The organism is Arthrobacter sp. TMS2-4, assembly GCF_054511075.1.
The window spans coordinates 1-14,825 of the sequence record NZ_JBTNDI010000012.1 but is presented as its reverse complement, the minus strand read 5'-3'; the positions used below and the strand labels follow the sequence as shown (position 1 = coordinate 14,825).

The 14,825-nt window shown below is 70.7% G+C and carries 16 protein-coding genes; 9 read left to right on the top strand and 7 right to left on the bottom strand.

Going from position 1 to position 14,825, the window contains the following annotated elements; translation table 11 throughout:
- The first annotated feature begins 29 nt into the window (after positions 1-29).
- Positions 30-605, top strand: coding sequence for a dCTP deaminase (dcd, locus tag ACX80F_RS13745; RefSeq protein ID WP_459336967.1), 576 nt, complete (start codon positions 30-32; stop codon positions 603-605).
- 9 nt (positions 606-614) lie between these two features.
- On the opposite strand, the gene ACX80F_RS13740 is transcribed toward dcd, so the two are convergent.
- Positions 615-2,003: an MFS transporter gene (locus tag ACX80F_RS13740; RefSeq protein WP_459336966.1), complete on the bottom strand. Its 1,389-nt coding sequence runs from the start codon at positions 2,001-2,003 to the stop codon at positions 615-617.
- A gap of 152 nt (positions 2,004-2,155) precedes the next feature.
- Between ACX80F_RS13740 and ACX80F_RS13735 the strand changes: the two genes are divergently transcribed.
- The 7 genes from ACX80F_RS13735 to ACX80F_RS13705 all read left to right on the top strand — a co-directional run bounded on the left by ACX80F_RS13735 (position 2,156) and on the right by ACX80F_RS13705 (position 9,056).
- Complete coding sequence (locus tag ACX80F_RS13735) at positions 2,156-5,152, top strand: Na+/H+ antiporter subunit A (RefSeq protein ID WP_459336965.1); 2,997 nt, start codon at positions 2,156-2,158, stop codon at positions 5,150-5,152.
- Entirely contained in the window at positions 5,149-5,688 is a 540-nt protein-coding gene (locus ACX80F_RS13730) for a Na(+)/H(+) antiporter subunit C (protein WP_459336964.1), read from the top strand. The genes ACX80F_RS13735 and ACX80F_RS13730 overlap by 4 nt, the downstream gene beginning before the upstream one ends.
- Entirely contained in the window at positions 5,685-7,295 is a 1,611-nt protein-coding gene (locus ACX80F_RS13725) for a Na+/H+ antiporter subunit D (protein ID WP_459336963.1), read from the top strand. Before ACX80F_RS13730 ends, ACX80F_RS13725 begins: the two co-directional genes overlap by 4 nt.
- The gene (locus tag ACX80F_RS13720; protein ID WP_459336962.1) at positions 7,292-7,840 is read left to right on the top strand and encodes a Na+/H+ antiporter subunit E; all 549 of its coding nucleotides are present in this window, start codon (positions 7,292-7,294) and stop codon (positions 7,838-7,840) included. Before ACX80F_RS13725 ends, ACX80F_RS13720 begins: the two co-directional genes overlap by 4 nt.
- A complete protein-coding gene (locus ACX80F_RS13715; RefSeq protein WP_459336961.1) occupies positions 7,837-8,094 on the top strand; it encodes a monovalent cation/H+ antiporter complex subunit F in 258 nt (85 codons plus the stop codon). The genes ACX80F_RS13720 and ACX80F_RS13715 overlap by 4 nt, the downstream gene beginning before the upstream one ends.
- Positions 8,095-8,098: 4 nt before the next feature.
- Positions 8,099-8,503 carry a monovalent cation/H(+) antiporter subunit G gene (gene mnhG / locus ACX80F_RS13710; RefSeq protein ID WP_459336960.1) on the top strand — a complete coding sequence of 135 codons (405 nt, stop codon included), beginning with the start codon at positions 8,099-8,101 and terminating at the stop codon, positions 8,501-8,503.
- Between the two features lie 163 nt (positions 8,504-8,666).
- Positions 8,667-9,056, top strand: a complete 390-nt coding sequence (locus ACX80F_RS13705; RefSeq protein ID WP_459336959.1) for a response regulator transcription factor — start codon at positions 8,667-8,669, stop codon at positions 9,054-9,056.
- A gap of 28 nt (positions 9,057-9,084) precedes the next feature.
- Here ACX80F_RS13705 and ACX80F_RS13700 read toward each other — a convergent pair whose 3' ends face one another.
- The 5 genes from ACX80F_RS13700 to ACX80F_RS13680 form a co-directional block, all read right to left on the bottom strand.
- Entirely contained in the window at positions 9,085-10,362 is a 1,278-nt protein-coding gene (locus ACX80F_RS13700; RefSeq protein WP_459336958.1) for a Y-family DNA polymerase, read from the bottom strand.
- Entirely contained in the window at positions 10,355-10,711 is a 357-nt protein-coding gene (locus ACX80F_RS13695; RefSeq protein WP_459337048.1) for a LexA family protein, read from the bottom strand. Before ACX80F_RS13695 ends, ACX80F_RS13700 begins: the two co-directional genes overlap by 8 nt.
- 218 nt (positions 10,712-10,929) lie before the next feature.
- Positions 10,930-11,271, bottom strand: a complete 342-nt coding sequence (locus ACX80F_RS13690) for a UBP-type zinc finger domain-containing protein (RefSeq protein WP_459336957.1) — start codon at positions 11,269-11,271, stop codon at positions 10,930-10,932.
- On the bottom strand, positions 11,268-12,833 hold the full coding sequence (locus ACX80F_RS13685; protein ID WP_459336956.1) for an FAD-dependent monooxygenase: 1,566 nt from the start codon (positions 12,831-12,833) through the stop codon (positions 11,268-11,270). The genes ACX80F_RS13690 and ACX80F_RS13685 overlap by 4 nt, the downstream gene beginning before the upstream one ends.
- A 14-nt stretch (positions 12,834-12,847) precedes the next feature.
- Positions 12,848-13,495: a 4a-hydroxytetrahydrobiopterin dehydratase gene (locus ACX80F_RS13680; RefSeq protein ID WP_459336955.1), complete on the bottom strand. Its 648-nt coding sequence runs from the start codon at positions 13,493-13,495 to the stop codon at positions 12,848-12,850.
- Positions 13,496-13,562: 67 nt separating this feature from the next.
- Between ACX80F_RS13680 and ACX80F_RS13675 the strand changes: the two genes are divergently transcribed.
- Complete coding sequence (locus ACX80F_RS13675) at positions 13,563-14,690, top strand: FUSC family protein (protein ID WP_459336954.1); 1,128 nt, start codon at positions 13,563-13,565, stop codon at positions 14,688-14,690.
- A gap of 65 nt (positions 14,691-14,755) precedes the next feature.
- Here the strand turns inward: ACX80F_RS13675 and ACX80F_RS13670 are convergent.
- Positions 14,756-14,825, bottom strand: a 70-nt coding sequence (locus tag ACX80F_RS13670; RefSeq protein ID WP_459337047.1) for an IS3 family transposase, incomplete at its 5' end; no start/stop codon positions are given.

Genomic DNA, 14,825 nt, shown 5'->3' with positions numbered 1-14,825 from the left:
CAGCCGCACCGGGCTGGTAACTTTGGACGGTGCTGATCTCCGACCGCGACATCCGAGCAGAACTGGCATCCCAGCGGATCGTCCTCGAGCCGCTCGACCCGGCGATGGTGCAGCCCTCCAGCGTCGACGTCCGCATCGATCGCTACTTCCGGCTCTTCGACAACCACAAGTACGCTCACATCGACCCCGCCGAGGACCAGCCGGAGCTCACGCGCCTGGTCGAGGTGGCGCCCGACGAGCCGTTCATCCTGCACCCCGGCGAATTCGTCCTCGGCTCGACGTACGAGACCGTCACGCTGCCCGACGACATCGCCGCACGGCTCGAGGGCAAGTCCTCGCTCGGCCGTCTCGGGCTGCTCACCCACTCGACGGCCGGATTCATCGACCCCGGCTTCTCCGGCCACGTGACACTCGAGCTCTCCAACATGGCCACCCTGCCGATCAAGCTGTGGCCGGGCTCCAAGATCGGCCAGCTGTGCTTCTTCCGGCTCACGTCCCCGGCCGAGCACCCCTACGGCTCGGGCGAGTACGGCAACCGCTACCAGGGCCAGCGCGGCCCGACGGCGTCCCGTAGCCACCTCAACTTCCACCGCACCAGCATCTGATCCGCGGGCTCAGACCTCCGGCACGACGGCGCGCGTCACCCGTTCCGGCGGCCTGACGGGAAGCAGGAGCAGGAGCCCCGCGAGGAGGACCACGAGGATCCCCACCACGCCGTAGAGCTGGGAGCCGAAGACGCCGATGCACAGCGCGAACAGCGCCGGCGCCAGGAAGCTGACCGCCCGGCCGGTCGTCGCGTAGAGGCCGAACAGCTCCCCTTCGTCGCCGACCGGGGCAAGGCGCGCGAGATAGCCGCGGGAGGACGACTGCGCCGGACCGACGAAGAGCGTCAGCAGCAGGCCGAATACCCAGAACGTCGTGTCGGCGGTCCAGTCCATGCCGAAGAAGGAATACGTTCCGGTGCCAAGGACGAGGATCGCCGTCCCCGCGACCAGCAGGCCGATGAGTGCGCCGATGATGACACGCTTCGGCCCGATGCGGTCGTCGAGGAACCCCCCGACGACCGCCCCGATCGCGGCGATCACGTTCGCCGCGATCGCGAAGACGATCACCATGCTCGTCGAGAACCCGAACGTGCCCGCCGCCAGGATGCCGCCGAAGGTGAACACCGCGGCGAGCCCGTCCCGGAAGACGGCGCTGGCCAGCAGGAAGAAGATGGTGTGCGGGCTCTGCCGGTAGATCGCCTTCACGCGGCGCAGGAGCAGTCCGTAGGAGGCGAAGAAGGCCACCTGCGCCGCCTTGGCCTTCCGGGGGACCTCCGGGACGGCGAACATCACGGGCAGGGCGAACGCCGCGAACCACAGCGCCGAGAAGACCGCCACGAGGCGGATGTTCAGTCCGTCCTCGCTGGAGGCTCCCGGCCAGTCGACGACCGGCTCGATGAACACCACGAGGACCACCACGAGCGCGACGATGCCGCCGACGTAGCCCATCGCCCAGCCGAACCCGCTGACCCGGCCGATCGTCGCCGGCGTCGAGACCTGCGTCAGCATCGCGTTGTAGTTGACGCCGGCGAACTCGAAGAAGATGTTCGCCGCCGCGATGAGCGCGACGCCGACGACGAGCATCTCCGGGCTGGGGAAGACGAAGAAACACAGGGCGGTCAGGACGGCGACGATCGCGCTGTTCACGCCGAGCCAGAGCTTCCGGCGGCCCCCGGTGTCCGACCGCTGCCCGATGACCGGGGCGAGCAGTGCGATGAGCAGACCCGCCGCCGCGAGGCCCCACCCGAGCACCTGGGACGCGCGGGCTTCGCCGCCGAACGCGTCCGACGTGAGGTACACCGTGAACACGAAGGTGGTCATCACGGCGTTGAAGGCGGCCGACCCCCAGTCCCACGAGGCCCAGGCCAGCACGGGCCGGCTGAAGATGCGGCCGGAGCCGCGCGAAGGGGCGGGAGCAGGTGCCTCGGTCGGGAGCGGAAGCGGCCCATGGGTACTCATACGGTGAATGCTAGCGCCGTATGATCCCCGTCACGCCGAGGCGCACAGGAGCCGTCAATAGGTGCTCGCGCCGGGTAACACTGAAATGTTGGAGCAACCGCCCGGATAGACTGACGGGAGCCCGACCGTTCCCCAGCGGAAGATCGAGACCCATGCTCACCGTGCTGCTCGCGATGTTCGCGCTGGCACTGGTGGCGCCCCTGCTCTTCGCCCGCTTCGGACGATCGGCCTTCTTCGTCCTCGCCGCTGCGCCCGCCGCCGGCTTCGTCTGGCTCCTGACCAAGCTCCCGCGGGTGCTGGCCGCCGACCAGGACGCGCCGAACGGCACTCCCGGTGCTCCGCCGTCGATCGTCATCCCGTGGATCCCCAGCCTGCAGGTCGAGCTGTCCTTCCGGCTCGATGCCCTCGCCGCGGTCCTGTGCATCCTGATCCTGGGCGTCGGTGCCCTCGTCCTGTTCTACTGCGCGCGCTATTTCAAGAACGACGATCCCGACGTCGGCGCGTTCGGCGCCCAGCTCCTCGCCTTCGCCGCGGCGATGTTCGGGCTGGTCACCGCCGACGACCTCATCCTGCTGTTCATCTTCTGGGAACTGACCACGATCCTGTCCTACCTGCTCATCGGGTACTCGCGGCAGCGGCTCTCCGCCCGACGCTCCGCCCTGCAGGCGCTGATCGTGACGACGTTCGGCGGCCTGGCGATGCTGGTGGGCCTGGTCATCCTGGGACAGGAGGCCGGGACCTACCGCATCTCCGAGATCCTGGCGGACGCCGGGACCCTCGCCGCCGGCGGGCTACTCATCGACGTGGCGATCGGTCTCCTGCTGGTCGGCGCCATCACCAAGTCGGCGCTCGTCCCGTTCCACTTCTGGCTCCCCGGAGCCATGGCCGCACCCACGCCCGTCAGTGCCTACCTGCACGCGGCAGCGATGGTCAAGGCGGGTGTGTTCCTCGTGGCGCGCTTCGCCCCCGGGTTCGCGGAGACCACCTTCTGGTACCCGGTCGTCTTCGGCCTCGGTATGGCCACGATGCTGATCGGGGGGTGGCGCGCGCTCCGCCAATCCGACCTCAAGCTCGTGCTGGCCTACGGGACGGTGAGCCAGCTCGGCTTCCTGACCATGGTCGTGGGGCTCGGCGGGCGGGATGGCGCCGTCGCCGGCCTCGGGCTGCTGCTGGCGCACGGCTTCTTCAAGGCCACGCTCTTCCTGGTGGTCGGCATCATCGACCACCACTCCGGCACGCGCGACCTGCGCGTCCTGTCCGGGGTGGGCGCCACGTCGCCGGCGCTGTTCGCCGTCGCCGTCGTCGCCGCCGGGTCCATGGCGGGGGTGCCGCCCCTGCTGGGCTTCGTGGCGAAGGAATCGGTCCTCGAGGCGCTCGTCCACCGGGCCGAGGACGGGACGGCGGGCGTCCTCCTGCTCGGCGGCATCGTGCTCGGCTCCATCCTGACCTTCGCCTACAGCGGGCGTTTCGTGTGGGGCGCCTTCGCGCTGAAGCACGGCCAGCCGCAGACCCCGTTCAAGCCGGTCCGCATGTCCTTCCTGCTGGCGCCCGCCGTGCTCGCGGTCGCTTCCGTGGTGTTCGGGCTGTGGCCCGCGCCGTTGGACGCCATGATCCAGCCGTACGCCTCCCTCTTCCCGGCCGACGGCGATGCGCCGTACCTGGCACTGTGGCACGGCGTCAATCTGGCGCTGCTGCTCTCGGCCCTCACGATCGTCGCCGGGACCGCGTTGTACCTGCTGCGCGCGCCGTTCGAACGGTGGCAGGGGCGCCTGCCGGCGGTCCGGGAGGCGGAGGTGGTCTACCGCTCGCTGATCGGGGTCCTCGACGACGTCGCCGTGTGGGTCACGGGGCGCACGCAGCGCGGTTCGTTGTCCTTCTACCTCTTCATCATCCTCACGACCGCCGTCGTCACCCCGCTCGCCGCCCTCGTCCTCCTCGACGCCCCCATGCCCTCGGATGTCAGGATCGCGGAGTCGCCCGCGCAGGTCGTCGCGGCCCTGGTCATCATCGTCGGCATCCTCGCCGCGCTGCGGTCCACCAAGCGGTTCATGGCGGTCCTGATGGTCGGGATCACCGGGTACGGCATGGCGGCGATCTTCGCGCTGCACGGCGCCCCGGACCTCGCCCTCACCCAGATGCTCGTCGAGACGATCGTGCTGGTCGCGTTCGTCCTCGCGCTGCGCTCGCTCCCGGCCCGGCTCTGGAACCGCGGCGGGAGCCGGCACCACGTGCTGCGGGCGGGGCTCGGCGTGGCCTTCGGCGGCATCATGGCCGTGATCGCGATGTCCGCGATGGCCTCGCGCACCGCGGCACCCATTTCCCTCGCCTACCCGGGCTTGGCCTACGACGACGGCGGTGGAGCCAACGCGGTGAACGTCCTGCTCGTCGACATCCGCGCGTGGGACACCTTCGGGGAGATCACCGTCCTCGCGATCGCCGCGACCGGGATCGCGAGCCTCATCTTCATCCGCGGGCGCGGCGACACGCGGCGCAGGGCCCACGACGTCGAGGCCGGCTCGGTAGATCGGGGCCAGGAACCGCTGGACGCCCGGGGTCGCGGACGCGTAGCGCGTGAACTCGCAGCCCAGTTCGCTGGTTCGTCCGGAGACCCGTGGCTCGTGGCCGGGCGGACACTGGCGCCGGAGCGCCGGTCGATCGTCTTCGAGGTCATCACCCGGCTGCTCTTCCACACCATCATCGTGCTGTCCGTCTACCTGCTCATCGCGGGCCACAACTTCCCGGGCGGGGGCTTCGCCGGCGGGCTCACCGCCGGTCTGGCCCTCGCCATCCGCTACCTCGCGGGCGGGCGGTTCGAGCTGGCCGAAGCCAGCCCGGTCAGCGCCGGCGCGCTGCTGGGAATCGGGCTCGCGATCGTCTCCCTCACGGCGGCTGCGCCCCTGCTGGTCGGCGGCGCGGTCCTCGAGAGCTACGTCCTCGAATTCTGGCTGCCGGTCTTCGGCGACGTGAAGTTCGTGACGTCCACCATCTTCGATATCGGGGTCTACATCATCGTCGTCGGTCTTGTCCTGGACGTCCTGCGGAGCCTGGGCTCCGAGATCGACGAGAGCAGCGAGGCGGGGCCGCCCGTCGAGGAGGACGCCGCATCCGATGCGACCGTGCCGCCCGTCGCCGAAGGAGCCCAGCAGTGACCGTCAACCTCACGCTGATCGTGCTCATGGCGGTGTTCTTCGCCGCCGGGATCTATCTGCTGCTCGAACGCAGCCTGACCCGCGTGCTGCTCGGCCTGATCCTCATCGGCAACGGGGCGAACATCCTGATGCTCGCCATGAGCGGGGGCGGCGGGAAGTCGCCGCTCTACGTCTCGGGGACCCCCGCGGAGGACTACGCGGACAGCCTGCCCCAGGCCCTGATCCTGACGGCCATCGTCATCACGTTCGCGGTCACGGCGTTCATGCTCGGCATCATCTACCGCTCGTGGGTCCTCGGCCGCGAGGACGACGTCCAGGACGACCCCGAGGATCGCCGCGTCGCCGACCAGGACAGCTACGACTGGGAGGACGACGCCGACGTCGTCGCGGAGACCTCGGAGTTCTTCGACGACGACGACCCCGCCGTGCGTCGCGGCGCGACCGCCCATGGCGGCGCGCCGACGTCGGACGCTGCTGCCGGTAGGGTCGACGACGATCCCGCTGCCCGGACCCGCCGGCCGGAGGACCACCGATGATCGCCGCCGACCTGGCCCCCCTCGCGATCGTCCTGCCGTTCCTCGGCGCGGCCGTCGCGTTCCTGCTCATCCGCCATTCGCAGGCGCAGCGCGCCGTCAGCATCTCGACCCTCAGCGTGACCCTGATCATCGAGGTGGTGATGCTCCTCGCGGCGCCCTCCTCGGGGACGCAGGCGGTGAGGCTCGGCGGGTGGGAGCCCCCGTTCGGCATCGTGCTCGTGGTGGACCAGTTCTCCGCCCTGATGCTCGTGGTGTCCTCCGCCATCAGCCTCGCGGTGCTCATCTACGCCGCCGGCCAGGGCATGGCCGACGGCGACGAGGACGCTCCGGTCTCGATCTTCCACCCCACCTACCTGATCCTCGTGGCAGGCGTGTCCAATGCGTTCCTGACGGGCGATCTCTTCAACCTGTACGTCGGCTTCGAGATCCTGCTGACCGCGAGCTACGTCCTCATGACCCTGGGGGGCACCGCCCCGCGGATCCGCGCCGGCGTGACCTACGTCGTCGTCAGCGTCGTGTCCTCGATGCTGTTCCTGATCAGCATCGCGATGATCTACGGCGCGACCGGGACGGTCAACATGGCGGACCTCGCGGTGAAGCTGGAGACGGTGGACCCGGCGACGCAACTGATGCTGCATCTCATGCTGCTGGTCGCCTTCGGCATCAAGGCCGCGGTCTTCCCGCTGTCCTTCTGGCTCCCGGACTCGTATCCGACGGCACCCGCCCCGGTGACCGCCGTGTTCGCCGGCCTGCTCACCAAGGTGGGCGTCTACGCCATGGTGCGGGTGGAGACGCTGCTGTTCCCCGGCGACCGCATCAACACCCTGCTCATGGTCGTCGCGCTCCTCACCATGATCGTGGGCATCCTCGGGGCGCTCGCGCAGTCCGACATCAAGCGTCTGCTGTCCTTCACCCTCGTCAGCCACATCGGCTACATGGTCTTCGGCCTGGCCATCTCCTCGCGGATCGGTCTCGGCGCCGCCGTCTACTACGTGGCGCACCACATCACCGTGCAGACGAGCCTGTTCCTCGTCACCGGACTGATCGAGCGCCGGGGCGGGACGGCGAACGTCGACCGGCTCGGCGGTCTCGCGAAGCTCTCACCGCTCCTCGGCATCCTGTTCTTCCTGCCCGCCATGAATCTCGCCGGTATCCCTCCGTTCTCCGGCTTCCTCGGCAAGCTCGGGCTCATCCAGGCGGGCGTGGAGCTCGGGACGCCGCTCGCCTACGTGCTCGTCGCCGGGGGAGTGCTGACGAGCCTGCTGACCCTCCTCGTCATGGCCAGGGTCTGGAACCGGGCGTTCTGGCGCAGCCCGGCCGATGCGGAGGACCCGGACCCCATCCTGCTCGCGAGCAAGGAGGACGGCTCCAGGCTGGGTACCTCCCGCCACGTCACCGGAAGTGACACCGGGCGCTTCGCCGGGAAGGATCCCGTCACGCTCCTGCCGCGCACCATGACGGGCCCGACGGTCGGCCTCGTCGTGCTCGGGCTCGCCCTGACGGTCCTCGCCGGGCCGCTGTTCTCGCTGAGCGACGACGCCGCCCAGGAGATGCTGGACCGCACCCCCTACATCGAGGCCGTCCTCGGGCCGGGGGCGGACGGATGAGCCGCCAGCACATCCCCCTCATCACCGAGCTGCCGCTCGTCATCTGGCTCGTCCTCGTGTGGGGCGCCCTATGGCAGGACTTCAGCCCCGGCACCCTCGTGTTCGGTGCGATCATCGCGTACGTCGTCGTGAATTTCTTCTACCTGCCACCGGTCGAGCTGACGGGCAGGTTCAACGTGCTGTGGGTCGTCCCGTTCGTCGGGCGGTTCCTGTACCGGCTGGTGGTCGCGAGTGTCCAGGTGTTCTGGCTCGCCCTGACCAAAGGTCCCGCCCTTCGGAGTGCCGTGGTGGCCGTGCGGTTGCGCAGCCATTCCGACTTCCTCGCCACCGCGACAGGCCATGCGCTCTCCCTGATCCCCGGCTCCCTCGTCCTGGAGGTCGACCGTTCCACCTCCACCCTCTACCTGCACTGCCTCCACATCCATTCCGAGGCCGACGCCGAGGCCATCCGGCGGGACGTCCGGGCCACCGAGGCCTGGCTCATCAAGATCATGGGCAGTCGCCTCGACCTGGCCGCGCTGAAGAAAGCAGAGGCACGCCGATGACCGTCGCTGTATATGTCACCGGGGGTATATTGACGGTCGCGGCCCTGTTGGCCCTCTACCGGGCGGTCCGCGGGCCGTCGATCCTCGACCGCGTGCTCGCGCTCGACGTCGTCCTGGCCATCGTCGGTGCGGCGCTGGTCCTGAACATGGTCGTGGGGCGCCACCTCGACAACCTCGTGCTGCTCGTCGTGATCTCACTCATCGGCTTCGTCGGCTCGGTCACCGTCGCCCGTTTCGTCACGGACAGGAGATAGGGCCATGGTCAACGACGGAATCGTCTCGATCCTCCTCATCGGTGGTGCGCTGATGTCCCTGGCCGCGGGCGTCGGCCTCGTGCGCTTCCCGGACCTGCTCTCGCGCATGCATGCCGCGACCAAGCCCCAGGTCCTGGGGCTGCTGCTGTTCCTCCTCGCGCTCGCCGTCGAGTTCGAGAGCTGGCTGCTGGTCCCGCTGCTGGTGCTGTGCTGGATCTTCCAACTGCTCACCAGCCCCGTGTCGGCGCACATGGTGGGTCGCGCCGGCTACCGCACGCGGCACCTGCGCCGGGACCTCCTCACCCTCGACGAACTGGACGACGTCGTCGCGCGGGCCGCTGCGGCGGACCCCGGCGAGCGGGGCCGCACCGGCGCGACACGCCCGGAAACAGGTGACGGCCCGGACTGACGGACACCGCCGTCCTCGACTCCCGGCAGGGCGACCGGCCGGCGCGATACGCTCCCGGCTCCACCGGTCGAGCAACGGCAGACGGGTGTCCGTCCACCGGAGAGGCACCGGTGAAGGTAAGGTTGCTGATGATCAGGGGCAACAGGACGGAGGGAGGTCGGCCATGGAGACACTGCAGCGCGGCGCTGTCGTGATCGAGGACGACGCCGACATCCGCAGGCTGCTCGTCATCGTGCTGTCCGGGCGCGGGTTCACCGTCCACGAGGCCCGCACGGGAGCGGAGGGGCAGCGCCTCGTCGACGCGGTTCGGCCGGACCTCGTCACACTGGACCTCAATCTGCCCGACGTGGACGGGCTGGACCTCTGCCCCCGGCTCCGCGCGCATTCCGACGCGCACATCCTCACGATCTCCGCGCGGCCGCCGCAGCTCACCGCCGAGCAGTGCCTGGCGGCAGGTTCCGACCAGTTCATGGCGAAGCCCTTCAGCCCACGCGCGCTCCGCGCCTACCTCGACGACGTCCTCCCCGTCGGGGACTTCCGCGACGCCGCGTAGCACGGGGTTCCTCCGGACGGGCGGTCGCCTACCGGGCCCTGACCACGGGCAGCTCCGACCACTTCGTCGTGTAGTGGGGTGAGAGCATGTCCCGCTTCATGGTCCAGGCGGACCCGCCCTTCAGCCCGGCATGCCCGAGTCCGATCGCCGATCGTCCGAAGCGCCGGCCGACGTCCTGGAGGAGAGGCCCCGTGTCCCTGCGTGGCGGGCCGTCCGTGGGCAGCAGCGAGTCCTGGGCGCCCGCGGGTCGGAGATCGGTGACGACGACGCCCGCGCGGATGTAGGGCACGCCCTCCTCGATCAGGGGAAGGAGTGAGTCCGCCGCACGCGACAGTTCGAGGGGATCGGCGGTGTGGGCGGGCAGCGGGACGCAGATGGTGGGCGTACTCGAGCGGCCGGTACCGAAGGGGGACGTGGCGGCGAAGGCCGTGACGACGCGCCCCTGCAGGCTTTTCCTGGACAGGCGGGAGGCGGCGCCCTGCGCGTAGACGCTGAGGGCCTGGTGCATGGCCTCCCGCGTACTCACCGGCGCCCCGAAGGACCGGGAGTAGAGGACCTGCTCGGTTCCGGTGGACTCGCGGCCCGTGATGCAGGGCGTGCCCTGGAGCTCCAGGACGGTCCGCATCAGCACCACGGAGAAGCGCTTGCGGATGGTCACGGGGTCCGCGGTGGCGAGGTCCCAGGCCGAGTCGATCCCGAGCGTGCCCAGCCGCTGCGCATTCCGGGTGCCGACACCCCACACGTCCGAGGCCGAGAGCCGCCGAAGGAGGGACCGACGGTTCTCCTCGGGGACCTGCCCCCAGTGGCACACGCCGTCGAACTCCGGATTGCCCTTGGCCCAGCGGTTCGCGAGCTTGGCGAGGGTCTTGGTGGGCGCGATGCCCACGCAGACGGGCAGCCCGACGTTGCGGCGCACGGTGGTCCGGATCTCCGTCCCCGCCCGCCACTGGGTGTCGAGCGGACCGGAAAGCGTCAGGAAGGCCTCGTCGATGCTGTAGATCTCGAGGTGCCCGGTGTGCCGGCCGAGGAGTTCCATGACGCGGGCGCTCAGATCGCCGTAGAGCTCGTAGTTGCTCGAGCGCACCTGCAGCCCCCACGCAGGCGCCTGGTCCGCGATACGGAACCACGGCGTGCCCATCGTGATGCCGAGGGCCTTCGCCTCGGGGCTCCGGGTGATCACGCAGCCGTCGTTGTTCGAGAGCACCACGAGGGGCCGGCCCTCGAGCGACGGGTCGAACGCCCGCTCGGCGGAGACGTAGAAGTTGTTGACGTCGACGAGCGCGATGCTGCGGCCGTGCTCAGACACGGTGCAAACACCGCGTGACGACGCCCCAGATCACCAGGGCATCGGGGTCCGGCACGGGGATGGGCGGGTGGTCGGGGCTCGTGGCGACGAGCTCCACACCGGAGGACGCGATGCGGATCCTCCGGATGACGAGCTCGCCGTCGAGCACGGCGATCACCACGGAGCCGTCGCCCGGCCGCAGGGCGCGGTCGACGATCAGCTCGTCACCGTCGGAGATCCCGGCGCCGTCCATGGCGTCCCCCGAGACCCGGACGATATACGTGCTCGTGATGTCCCTGATGAGGTGGCGGTTGAGGTCGATCCGGTCCTCGAACCAGTCCTGCGCGGGAGAGGCGTACCCCGACGGCATGAGGGAGCTGTCCTCCACCCCGCCGACCGGCCGGCCCAGCGCCGCCCCGGAACCATCCATCTCCCCGCTCCTTCTCGCCGTCGCCGGCTGCCCACCGACGCGCTGTCGGCCCGTCGTGGCCGTGCCGACCTTCGCAGCCTAGACGCTGCCACCGACGGTTCCACGACGTGGGCGGCTCGACGGCGGGGACAGGGCACCGCACCTGTCGCGAGGACGGCTCAGTGGATCAGACGCCGCCAATCGGCGGGCACGCGTCCCGCAGGGCCGGGGGCAGGCTGATCGGCCGGGCGGCTGGTGGGCCCGGCGAGTGGCACGCCGTCGACGAACTGCTGTGTCCCGTAGTCCCAGAACCAGTCCTCGCCCGGCTCGAAGGACATGGCCACCGGATGCCCAGCCGCAGCTGCATGCGAGGACGCGTGCCGGGACGGGGAACTGTCGCAGCACCCCACCTGTCCGCATGCGGCGCAGCGGCGCAGGTGGACCCACCAGCCGCCTGTGGCATCGCACTCCCTGCAGCCGGTACCGGAGGGGGTGATGCTCGGATCGATGGGGTCGGTCATGGTGGTCCTTCCTTCCCGGCGGGAGGCACGGCGGGTGAGGGGTACCGCGCCGCCCGGAGTGCGGCGACGGCGTCGGCAGCCGGCGACGCGGCGGCCACGAAGCCGTCCGGCCGCACGAGGTACAGGGTGCCGGGCCGCAGGGGGGTGGACCCGGTGGAGCCGAAGACGTGCAGCGGGAGCCCGAGCTCGGTGGCGGCGGCTTCCGCCTCCCGTACCGCCGCTGCCTCGGGCGCGTACAGGTGCAGCTGCCACGATGCCGACCGCAACGCGTCGAAGTTGTCGCCGGTCCACTGCAGCCGGCGGCCGACGACGGCGTCCCGCCGGCGGCGGCGCCCGGACGGGGAACCCTCCATCCGGTAGTGGATGCGGATCTGCCCCAGGTATCCGGCCATCCGCCGCCCCAGCGGCAGGCGGGGGAGGAGGGCTACCCCGATCGGCAGCACGACCCGCGGCACGTACCTGCGCGCCAGCGTGGCGGGCCGGGAGCGCGCCGTGACCCCCCGGAACACGAGATCGGTGGTCCTGAGCAGCCGCAGGGCCACCGGGCGGCGCTCCGCCTCGTAGCGATCCAGGCCGGTCGCGGCCGTCCGTCCGGCGAGGGCGTCGGCGAGCTTGAAGGCGAGGTTGTGGGCGTCCTGGAGCCCGGTGTTCATGCCCTGGGCGCCGACCGGCGAGTGCACGTGCGCGGCGTCCCCGGCGAGGAGGACCGAGCGGTCGCGGAACCGTGCCGCGATCCGGTGGTGGACGCGGTAGGTGGAGAACCAGTGGAAGTCCTCGTAGACGACACCGAAGACCTCCGCCAGGTGGTGCCGCGCGTACGCCTCCGTCACCGCCGGTGCGTCCTCGTCGGCGACGACCCCGATGAGCCGCTGCCGCGGCCGCGCCTCGCCATCGGGCGTCATCGGGAAGGCGAGGAGGAACTCTGCGGCGCCCTGCCGGATGTTCACGGTGGCCGGGGCGAGCCCGCGCACGCCCACCGCGTCGACGAGATAGAACCTCTGGCGGCTCGTCGTGCCCTCGAAGGCGATCCCGCACAGGGACCGGACCGTCGAGGACGCACCGTCACATCCGACCGCGTACCGGGCCCGGAGGGTCGAGAGGCCGTCCGGACCGTCCGCCCGGGCCACCACGCCGTCACCGTCCTGCTCGAGGCCGGCCAGGCGGTGCCGCCAGCGGACGCAGCCGCCGAGTTCGCGGAGGTACCCGCCGAGGATCCGCTCGTTGGCGCTCTGCTCCAGCACGTACATGCCGGGGTAGGGGGTCAGACCGCGCCCGAGCCCGGTCAGGGGAATGGGTGCGAAGGCCTTGCGCCGGAATCCCTGCCGCATCGATTCCGCGTGTTCCGCTTCGGCCAGCACCCGGTCAACGATGCCGAGCTGGTCGTAGATCTCCATGGACCGAGAGTGGACGCCCAGGGCCCGGGACTCGCGTGTGGGGCCGTCCTTGCCGTCCACCACGATGATGCGGACGCCGAGCCTGGTCAGCCAGACGGCGAGCATGAGTCCCGTGGGGCCGGCGCCCACCACGAGCACATCGACGTCGTCGCGGGCTGTCGGGTCCATCGCGGCGTCGGAGCTCAGCGGTCCAGGGCGGTGCAGACGCAGGCGCGGTTGCCCTCGGCGTCCGCCAGGACCGTGAACGACGGCGCCTGCGCGTCGTCGACCACGCGTCCGCCTGCGGCCACCGCGGCGGCGATCCGCGCCTCCGCGGCATCGTGCGGCACCCAGACGTCGAGGTGGAAGCGCTGCCGCGGCGTCTCGTGCGTGTCGGTGTGCTGGAACCACAGGAGGGGGACGCGCCCGCCCGGGTCCGCGACGTCGTCGCCGTCCACCGCGGTCGCGTCGCCGGTCAGGAGGGCCGCCCAGAACGGGCCGAGGGCGGCGACGTCGGCCGTATCGAGGGCGAGCTCGACGACGGCGGGCGCCGCAGGATCGGCCGCGATGCCCCGCTCGGCGGCGAGTCCGCTGATCCGCCGTGCGAGCTCGATGTCGCGCTCCGTGATGCCGGAGGCGTCGTGGCTGAGGAGCGTCACGTCGACGTGCGGGTAGGTCAGCACGACGTCGGGATGGTGGCTCGCCTGCTCCGCGAGATCGCCGATCGCCGTGACGAGGTCGAGCCCGGTGGCGAAGTCGCCGGTGAGGAAGCGCGCGTGCAGGGCCTGGGCCAGCTTGCGCCAGTCGGCCAGGCCCGCGTCGAGGATCTGCTGCATGGTGAGGAGGGTCATGCGGCCAGTATGCGCCGGTGGCCGCACCCGGGAGAAGGACTTCAAGGTTCGGCTGTCATACTGCGGGATGCCCACCATCAGGATCCACCCGGGCGCCGGCGTCCTCGCCGCCCGCTTCGACGGCGGCCTCCGGCAGCGGTTGCGGGCCGCGGCCTTCCACCCGCAGCTGCTCCTCGCGGCGAAGGCCGCCCTGGCCGCAGCGCTTGCCTGGGCGATCGCCCTCGCCATTCCAGGGTCGCCGTCCGAGTACCCGTACTACGCCCCGCTGGGTGCGCTCCTCGCGATCTACCCGACCGTGGCGGGCAGCGTCCGGCTCGGCCTGCAGACCGTCGTCGGGCTCACCGTCGGGATCCTCCTCGCGTACATCGCCGTGTGGGCGGGGGACCCGAACTGGGTGACCATCGCCTTCGTCGTCGGGGCGGGCGTCCTCCTCGGCGGTCTGCTCAAGAAGACGGCCGGCGGCGGGTCGGGCATCGCCTCGGCCGGGTTGTTCGTGCTCGTCATCGGCAACGAGAACCTCGGGTATTCGCTCGGCTACCTGGTCCAGACCCTCGTGGGCGTCAGCGTGGGACTCGCGGTCAGTGCGCTGATCCTTCCCCCGCTCCACCTCAATGACGCCGTCGGCCAGATGAGCGGTCTGCGGCGGACGGCGGCAAGCCAGCTCCAGGAGATGTGCGAGGCGCTCGAGGAGGACTGGGCCGAGGACGATCCACGGTGGGTGGAACGCCGCGACGCCCTCACCGCATCCGTCCGGAACGCCCGGAGTGCGCTCCAGTACGCGGACGAGAGCCGGAAGGGCAACGTCCGGCGCCGCTTCCACCCGCGGGACGTGCGCCGCGACTACCGGCACATCGAAGTCCTCGAGATCGTCGCCCTGCACACCCTGAACATCACCAACATGCTGCAGGACGGGCTCCATGGGACGGAGACGGAGCATTCGCTCCCGGGGCCGGTCCGCGCCCCCCTGCAGGAGGCGTTCACCGCCGTGGGGAAGGTCCTGGACCTGTGGACCGTCGAGGAGGACAGCACCGCGATGGTGCGGGACGCGGAACGGGCGCTGAAGGTCCTCGAGACGGCGGCCTACGAGTCCACGTCGGAGACGGTCCCCTTCGGCTCGGCCGCTGCGATCGGCATGAACCTGCACCGCATCCTGCAGGCCGTCAAGCCCGAGCTGGGCGGCAAGGGGGCGTCCTGAGGGATGCGGAAGGGGCGCCCCGAAGTGAACTGGTCCCCGGACGTTGGACTGGCTAAGTAAGTAGGTTAGGCCGTGAGGGTCTGAGCACGGTATTGCACCGGGCTCAGGCCCTCACGCTTTGTGGAGATCCGCTCG

Bases quoted from the DNA above. Each gene is read 5' to 3' on its own strand.
- ACX80F_RS13740 (WP_459336966.1), bottom strand. From the start codon at position 2,003: ATGAGTACCCATGGGCCGCTTCCGCTCCCGACCGAGGCACCTGCTCCC.
- ACX80F_RS13735 (WP_459336965.1), top strand. From the start codon at position 2,156: ATGCTCACCGTGCTGCTCGCGATGTTCGCGCTGGCACTGGTGGCGCCC.
- ACX80F_RS13725 (WP_459336963.1), top strand. From the start codon at position 5,685: ATGATCGCCGCCGACCTGGCCCCCCTCGCGATCGTCCTGCCGTTCCTC.
- ACX80F_RS13720 (WP_459336962.1), top strand. From the start codon at position 7,292: ATGAGCCGCCAGCACATCCCCCTCATCACCGAGCTGCCGCTCGTCATC.
- ACX80F_RS13715 (WP_459336961.1), top strand. From the start codon at position 7,837: ATGACCGTCGCTGTATATGTCACCGGGGGTATATTGACGGTCGCGGCC.
- mnhG (WP_459336960.1), top strand. From the start codon at position 8,099: ATGGTCAACGACGGAATCGTCTCGATCCTCCTCATCGGTGGTGCGCTG.
- ACX80F_RS13705 (WP_459336959.1), top strand. From the start codon at position 8,667: ATGGAGACACTGCAGCGCGGCGCTGTCGTGATCGAGGACGACGCCGAC.
- ACX80F_RS13695 (WP_459337048.1), bottom strand. From the start codon at position 10,711: ATGCCGTCGGGGTACGCCTCTCCCGCGCAGGACTGGTTCGAGGACCGG.
- ACX80F_RS13690 (WP_459336957.1), bottom strand. From the start codon at position 11,271: ATGACCGACCCCATCGATCCGAGCATCACCCCCTCCGGTACCGGCTGC.
- ACX80F_RS13685 (WP_459336956.1), bottom strand. From the start codon at position 12,833: ATGGACCCGACAGCCCGCGACGACGTCGATGTGCTCGTGGTGGGCGCC.
- ACX80F_RS13680 (WP_459336955.1), bottom strand. From the start codon at position 13,495: ATGACCCTCCTCACCATGCAGCAGATCCTCGACGCGGGCCTGGCCGAC.
- ACX80F_RS13675 (WP_459336954.1), top strand. From the start codon at position 13,563: ATGCCCACCATCAGGATCCACCCGGGCGCCGGCGTCCTCGCCGCCCGC.